Genomic DNA, 7,538 nt, shown 5'->3' with positions numbered 1-7,538 from the left:
CCCGACGAGCCGCGCCGCAGAAGCGCGCAAAGCGCGATAGCTCTGATTACGCGAGCGCTGCTGCCTCTGATCGCGCCTACGCTAACCTACACGATCGACGAAGTGATGCAGTTTGCGCCGCATATCATCAAAGAGGGCAAGGAGGACGCCTTTGATCTAATCTATAAGCCGATAGAATTTGACGATTTCATAGAATTTGACGAAATTTTAATCAAATCGAGAGAGAAATTTTTCGAGCTCATCGACGCGCTGAAAAAAGACAAGATCATCAAATCGACGCTCGAGCTGGTTTTAGAAACGAGCTCGAACGAAATTTTATCAAACGACATCCTAGGCGTGGCGGATTGGTTCATGGTAAGCGACGTGGACACTCTGCAAAGCGAGGAGGCTCTGGCGGAATTTAAGATAAACGATGAAATTTTCCGCCTCGTAAAATCCTCTAAACACAAATGCCCGAGATGCTGGAAATTTAACGCAAAAGAGCCTGATGAGCTCTGCCCGCGCTGCGCGAAGGTCATGCATGCTCGCTAGCCCCATAAGTCTCGGCTTCGTATTTTTTACGATCGCGCTGATCTGCGTAGCGACGGGCGTGGGGATCTATTTCGTGAATAAATTTAAGGATGGCAGATGATAAGTTTGAAAGAGGCTCTAAGCCTGAGCGCGGATGAAATTTCGGCGCTTAGAGCGGAGCTAAAGGATAAAATTTTAAAAACCAAAGAGCTCGGCGCCTACATCGAGCAGCTCACGGGCGAGGCTCTAAATATCAGCGGCGAGGGCGTGCCGATCGCGATCAAAGATAACATTCAGGTAAAAGATTGGAGCGTCACCTCGGCGAGTAAAATTTTGCAAGGCTACGTTGCGCCATACGACGCGACGGTGATCAAAAAGCTACGCGAGCGCGGCCTGGCGCCGTTTGGACGAACGAATATGGATGAGTTTGCGATGGGAAGCACGACCGAGAGCTCATTCTATGGCAAAACGCTCAATCCGACCGATCACTCGCGCGTACCTGGCGGCAGTAGCGGCGGAAGCGCGGCTGCCGTAGCGGCAAATATCGCCATAGCCGCACTCGGAAGCGATACGGGCGGCTCTATCCGCCAGCCGGCGGCATTTTGCGGCTGCGTAGGCTTTAAGCCGAGCTACGGCAGGGTCAGCCGCTACGGGCTCGCGGCGTATTCGAGCAGCCTAGATCAGATAGGACCGATTACGCGCAGCGTCGAGGACGCGGCGATTTTATACGACATTATCGCAGGGCGCGACGAGATGGACAGCACGAGCTACACGGGCGCTTACGAAAGCACCGCGGATAAGCTAAACGCTGATCGCAAGCTTAAGATCGCCGTTATAAAAAACTACGTGGACGAGGCCTCGCAGCAGGTCAAAGAGGCTCTAAATTTAACTATAGAAAAGCTAAAATCATTTGGACACGAGATCGTTTACCGCGATCTTTGCAGCTCCAAATACGACATCGCGACCTACTACATCATCGCAACCGCCGAGGCTAGCGCAAATTTAAGTCGCTACGACGGCGTGCGCTACGGAAACCGCGCGAAGGCTCTAAATTTAAAAGAGCTCTACGCCAACACTCGCGGCGAAGGCTTCGGCGACGAGGTCAAGCGCCGTATGCTTCTAGGCACCTTCGTGCTAAGCAGCGGCTATTACGACGCGTATTACATCAAGGCACAGAAGGCAAGGGCCTTCATCAAAAGTGAATATGAGGAAATTTTAAAAGACGCTGATTTGATCTTTATGCCGATCGCGCCTGGAGTGGCGTATAAATTCGGCGAGCTTAGCGATCCGCTTCGCGCGTATCTTAGCGACATCTACACGATCGGCGTAAATTTAGCGGGGCTTCCCGCGATCTCCGTGCCGGTAGCGAAAAACAAAGAGGCTCTTAATATCAGCGCGCAGCTCATCGGGCGCGCCTACGACGAACAAGCGGTGCTGGACGGCGGCTTGAGTTTAGAAAAAATCGTGAAAGGATAAGTAATGAGGATCGTCAAAAAGGCTCTGACCTTCGAGGATGTTTTGTTGGTACCGCAATACTCTGAAATTTTACCCAAAGAGGTCGATATCAGCACGAGTTTTACGAAAAATATCACGCTAAATACCCCTCTCGTGAGTGCTGCGATGGATACGGTCACCGAGTACCGCACCGCGATAATGATGGCGCGCCTCGGCGGCATCGGCGTGATCCATAAAAATATGGATGAAGACTCCCAAGCCAAGATGGTTCGCCGCGTAAAAAAGAGCGAAAGTGGCGTCATTATAGACCCTATCTCGATCAAGGCGGACGCCACGATCAAAGACGCGCTCGATCTGATGAGCGAGTACCACATCAGCGGCATTCCCGTTATTGACGATAACGGCGTGTTAATTGGAATTTTGACCAATCGCGACCTGCGCTTTGAAACAGACACCGCCGCGCTAGTAGGCGAAAAGATGACCAAAGCTCCGCTAATTACCGCCCCAAAGGGCTGCACTCTGGATGATGCGGAGAAAATTTTTAGAAACAATAAGGTAGAAAAGCTTCCGATAATCGACGCAAACGGCCACTTAGAGGGGCTTATTACGATTAAAGACCTTAAAAAGCGTATCGAATATCCAAGCGCCAATAAAGACAAATTCGGCCGCCTTCGCGTCGCCGCGGCGATTGGCGTAGGCCATCTGCAAAGAGCCGAAGCTCTCGTCAAAGCGGGCGTAGATGCACTTGTGATGGACTCCGCGCACGGACACTCCAAAGGTATTATCGACACGCTTAAGGAGCTGAAGCGAAATTTTGATGTCGACGTAGTAGTAGGAAACGTCGCAAACCCCGCTAGCATAAAGGATATCGCAAACGCAGGAGCCGACGCGATTAAAGTAGGCATCGGCCCGGGTTCGATCTGCACTACGCGCATCGTAGCGGGCGTGGGCGTGCCGCAATTTACCGCGATTAACGATTGCGCGATCGAGGCGGCTAAATTTGGAATTCCGATCATCGCAGACGGCGGCATCAAATACTCGGGCGACATCGCCAAAGCCCTAGCCGCGGGCGCAAGCTCGGTGATGATGGGAAGCTTGCTCGCAGGCTGCTACGAAACCCCGGGCGAACTCATTACGTTTCAGGGCCGCCAGTACAAAACCTACCGCGGCATGGGCTCTTTGGCAGCGATGCAAAAGGGAAGCTCGGATCGCTACTTTCAAGACGGCACCGCAAAAGAAAAGCTCGTGCCCGAGGGCGTCGAGGGGCGCGTGCCTTACGCGGGCATGCTAAAAGACGTGATCTTTCAGCTGCTAGGCGGCTTGCGAAGCTCGATGGGATACTGCGGCAGCAAGGATATCGCGACCTTTCAGCAAAAGGCGGAATTCGTCGAGATCACGAGCGCAGGTCTTAAAGAAAGCCACGTCCACGACGTCATCATCACGCAGGAAGCGCCGAATTACCGAGTAAATCAGTGATCCTTCAAAGCAAAATTCAAAATTTCGACGAGCCGCTTTATCTGGAGAGCGGTCGCGTCTTTTCTAACTTCAAGCTCGCCTATGAAACCTACGGCGAGCTAAATCCGGACAAATCCAACGTTATCGTCATCTGCCACGCCTTAACGGGTTCCGCGCACGCCGCAGGACTTTACGAGGGCGACGTTAAACCCGGCTGGTGGGACGGGCTCATCGGCGATCATAAAGCGGTCGATACGACGAAATTTTTCGTCATCTGCATAAATATCCTGGCTTCGCCTTTCGGCTCCACCTGCCCGCTCGACGTCGATGAAAGCAGCGGCCGCGAGTACCGCTTGCGCTTTCCCGTCGTGGTCGTCTCGGACGTCGTGCGCGCGCAGATGATGCTTTTAAAACACCTAGGTATTTCGCGCGCCCGCGCCGTTATCGGCGGCAGTCTGGGCGGCATGCAGGCGCTGTGCTATGCGATCGAATATCCGGAATTTGCGGATGAAATTTTCGTACTCGCAAGCACCTACGCCACGCAGCCTTGGGCGATCGCGTTTAATAAGATCGCGACCGAGGCCATCTTGCGCGATCCGAGCTTTAAAAACGGCAACTACGATAAAAATCTGATCACCGAGCACGGGCTTGACGGCATGGCGGTGGGGCGCATGGCGGGGCATATAAGTTTTTTAAGCCCAAGCTCGATGCAGGACAAATTCGGGCGCAACTACGTTGAAACTGACGGTCTTTACGAGATTAACGGACGCTTTCAGGTGGATCGCTACCTTGAATACAACGGCGAAAATTTCGCGCGCAGGTTCGATCCGCTGTGCTATCTCTACATCGCTAAGATGATGAATATATTTGATTGCACGCGCCACTACGGCAATCTCAAAAACGCCTGCGCGCAGATCAGATCGCGCCTGCACCTCATCTCTTTCAAAGGCGACGTGCTCTTTCCGCCGGGGCTAATGAAAGAAATTTACGATGCGATGAGCGATCTAGGGAAAAAGGATCGCACGAGCTACGCGCAGATCGACAGCGACTACGGACACGACGCGTTTTTGGTCGAGATAGAAAAATTTGATTACATCATAAAAAGGATTTTGGATGAGTTTTGAAGAAAAAATGGAGAAGATTAACGCGCTTTTAAAGAGCCTAAACGACAAGGATCTAAGCTTAGAGGAGAGCGTGAAGCTATATAAACAGGGCGTCGCGCTGCTAAAGGAGGCGAAGGAAATTTTAGAAAACGCCAAACTCGAGGTCGCCGAAATAAACGCACCCGAGCAGGCTTAGGAGGCGACGATGATAAATGTATGCGTTTTGCAACTACCGACGCTTTCGATGAGCGAAAATCGGATCGATTACTATATGAAGGTCGCCAAAGACAACGGCGCGCGGATCGTACTGCTGGGCGAATATGAGCTAAATTCCTTCTTTAGCGAGCTTAAAAAGATGCCCCGCTCTATCGCCTGCGAACAGAGCGAGCACAAGCAGGAGCTGATGGCGCGGCTGGCCGCCAAATACGACCTGCATATCGTAGCGCCGATAATCAGAGCCGCAAGCGGCGCGATTTTGAGGCAGGCGGGCATTTTCGGCGGCACGACTCAAAAAAGTGCGAGCTCTAGCGGCGAAAATTCCTTAAGCCTTAAAAGTGAGCCTGGTTGCAAAGGCGAGCCAAATTCCAAGAGCGATTTAAATTCCAACGGCGGCTTAAATTCTAAAGGCGCTTTAAATTCCAAAAACGAGCAGAGTTCCAAAGGCGGTTCAAACTCCTGCGGCGCGCACGCTTTAAATTTCAAAGCCGCAAATTCCGCAGACGGTTTAAATTTAAGCGCTTCGATCCCGAGTAACTCGAACGCTTCAAATTTAAAAGCCGAAAGCCAAAAAGATGCGAGCGAAGAGGAGATCTTTTGCGCGAGCGAAAACGAGCCTATCTGGGTGAAATCCTGCGCGAAATTTTCGCCCTCGGAGGTGAAATTTTACGATCAAAATATCCTGATGGACTATCCGCACTGGAACGAGGAGAGTTTTTTCGCCAACCGCAAAAGCCGCAAAATCGGTAAAATTTCGCCGATGATCTTTAGCGAGGGCGGCGTGAAATTCGGCGTCTGCTTCGGCTACGAGGCGCATTTTGACGTATTTTGGCGCTATTTTATGCAGAAAAACGTCGGCTGCGTGCTCGTGCCGTGCGCCTCGACCTTCGAAAGCGGCGGGCGCTGGCGCGAGCTTTTGAAGATGCGCGCGTTTACGAACTCGCTCTACGTCATCCGCGCCAACCGCATCGGCGAGGCGAAATTCGGCGAAAGCGAGTTTAAATTTTACGGCGAGAGCTTCGTCGTAACCCCCGGCGGCGAGATCGCAAACGAGCTGAAAAACGAAGAGGGCGTGCTGATGTGCGAAGTGGACGCGGACGAGATCGCTGCGGCGCGCGGGCTGTGGAAATTCCGCAAGAATCTAGTCAGCAGGGGGCTTTTATGAACTACTTTCACAGACAGATCCAGCTTTGGGGCGAGCAGACGCAGCGCGCGCTTGCGGACAAGCGCATCCTAATCATCGGCGCGGGCGGGCTTGGAAGCAGCCTTGCTTACGCTCTGGGCGCAAGCGGCATCGGGCGGATCAGCGTCGTGGATTTCGACACGGTGGCGCTTCACAACATCCACAGGCAAATTTTATTTACGCTTGCAGACGAGGGCAAATTTAAAGCGGACGTTTTTAAAAGCCGCACGGAGGCTCGCTACGACGGCGTGAGCGTGGAGGTACATAAGAGTCGCGCGGAGGAATTTTTCGCTAGCGCGATAGGCGCGGGCGAGAAATTTGATCTGATTTTGGATGCGACCGATAATCTCGCCACTCGCGCGCAGATCGATGCGTTTGCTAAGCAAATAGGCGTGCCGTGGGTGTTTGCGTCGGTGGACAGCTGGCAGTGCCAAGTCTGCTTCGTGCAGAATGCGGATTTTAAATTTTTCCCGAGCCTAAACGCGACACCTGCGGGCATAACGGCTGCTATAGTGATGTTTGCGGCGAGCTTTGAAGCAAATTTGGCGCTACGCTACCTCGCAGGGCTCGAAGTAAAAAAAGACCTGTTTTATTACGCAAATTTTTTTAGCGGCGAGCTGGAAGTTAGGAAGATAAGGTTGTAGTTTTGGCTCGGGCTAGTTTAAATTTAAGCCCGAGCTTGCGGGTTGACTTTATATCAAAAAGCTAACTTCGAGTATGTTGATTTAACTCTTGCTCCGTCATTTTATTCTCCTTAATATTTAGTTTTGATGACATTCTTTTCTTGCATTTCTTATCTCACCAGATGAGATCTCATCTATATATTTATCTAGCTTTTTTAAATTATCTTTATACGGCTGATCAAGCTTACGACCATTTTTATCTATAGTATACATATGGATGGATACCGCTTCCATTTCATTTAACTCGCTTGCAAATTTCGTATATTCATAAACATCTTTAAATGTAGAATTTCTATCTTTGCAATATTTGCGATATACCGTCGTTATAAGCGAAATTTCACTTTTAGGTATATAATAAGTTGCATCGTAGTTTATTTTATAATAACTATCCAAACTATATATATAGTTTCTATGACAATCATCATATTTTCGTTTTAGAAATTCCGGACTCGGTTGTCCGCCTACGTTATACTGCATAAGCAGCTTTAAAATCAGTTCGTAATTTGGAGTGCCCGAAAATGTATCATACAATGAAAAATCATATTCGGTAATATCAAATCCGTCCGTCGGTTCCGCTTTATCATTTAATATTCCTTCAGGCACGACCTTTTTAATATCGTTTCCGTACCTTAGACCTACCGTAGAGTTTTGAAATTTCCAAATATATGGCTTATAGCCGCTTTCTAATGCCATCTTTGCTATCTCATACATATTCGTATTCGTAAGATATGAAAAGAAATAATTCGGCTCTCCTATACTAATCATAGGGTAGTCGGTCTCATAAATCAACGTAAAATTTCCATAGTCACTTATTTGCAAAGATTTTATATGGTTATAATTCGGCGGAAGCAGCCTATTTCTAACGACTTCCGTCTCTTCAAATTTAACACCGTTATCCAAAAGTAGTCTTACCGCTTTAGTAGCATTATTTTC

General features: G+C 50.0%; 6 protein-coding genes and 3 pseudogenes. 8 read left to right on the top strand and 1 reads right to left on the bottom strand.

The window, feature by feature from the left end:
- The 8 genes and pseudogenes from Q0413_RS02850 to Q0413_RS02820 all read left to right on the top strand — a co-directional run.
- Positions 1-531 (top strand): annotated as a pseudogene (locus Q0413_RS02850) (isoleucine--tRNA ligase); the annotation flags it as partial.
- Positions 532-627: 96 nt separating this feature from the next.
- Complete coding sequence (gene gatA, locus Q0413_RS02845; RefSeq protein WP_298987100.1) at positions 628-1,986, top strand: Asp-tRNA(Asn)/Glu-tRNA(Gln) amidotransferase subunit GatA; 1,359 nt, start codon at positions 628-630, stop codon at positions 1,984-1,986.
- Positions 1,987-1,989: 3 nt separating this feature from the next.
- Positions 1,990-3,441 carry an IMP dehydrogenase gene (gene guaB, locus Q0413_RS02840; RefSeq protein ID WP_298987098.1) on the top strand — a complete coding sequence of 484 codons (1,452 nt, stop codon included), beginning with the start codon at positions 1,990-1,992 and terminating at the stop codon, positions 3,439-3,441.
- Entirely contained in the window at positions 3,438-4,544 is a 1,107-nt protein-coding gene (locus Q0413_RS02835) for a homoserine O-acetyltransferase (protein WP_298987095.1), read from the top strand. The genes guaB and Q0413_RS02835 overlap by 4 nt, the downstream gene beginning before the upstream one ends.
- A complete protein-coding gene (gene xseB / locus Q0413_RS02830; RefSeq protein ID WP_005872361.1) occupies positions 4,534-4,719 on the top strand; it encodes an exodeoxyribonuclease VII small subunit in 186 nt (61 codons plus the stop codon). The genes Q0413_RS02835 and xseB overlap by 11 nt, the downstream gene beginning before the upstream one ends.
- A gap of 9 nt (positions 4,720-4,728) precedes the next feature.
- Positions 4,729-4,977, top strand: a pseudogene (locus Q0413_RS11225) (carbon-nitrogen hydrolase family protein); the annotation flags it as partial.
- Between the two features lie 447 nt (positions 4,978-5,424).
- Positions 5,425-5,904 (top strand): carbon-nitrogen hydrolase family protein, encoded by a 480-nt coding sequence (locus tag Q0413_RS11220; protein WP_366939639.1) that lies wholly within the window; start codon positions 5,425-5,427, stop codon positions 5,902-5,904.
- The gene (locus Q0413_RS02820; protein ID WP_298987088.1) at positions 5,901-6,566 is read left to right on the top strand and encodes a ThiF family adenylyltransferase; all 666 of its coding nucleotides are present in this window, start codon (positions 5,901-5,903) and stop codon (positions 6,564-6,566) included. Before Q0413_RS11220 ends, Q0413_RS02820 begins: the two co-directional genes overlap by 4 nt.
- 117 nt (positions 6,567-6,683) lie before the next feature.
- Here the strand turns inward: Q0413_RS02820 and Q0413_RS02815 are convergent.
- Positions 6,684-7,538, bottom strand: a pseudogene (locus Q0413_RS02815) (hypothetical protein); the annotation flags it as partial.

Source organism: uncultured Campylobacter sp. (assembly GCF_938045465.1).
GTDB lineage: Bacteria > Campylobacterota > Campylobacteria > Campylobacterales > Campylobacteraceae > Campylobacter_B.
This window is presented reverse-complemented; position numbering and strand designations above follow the sequence as displayed.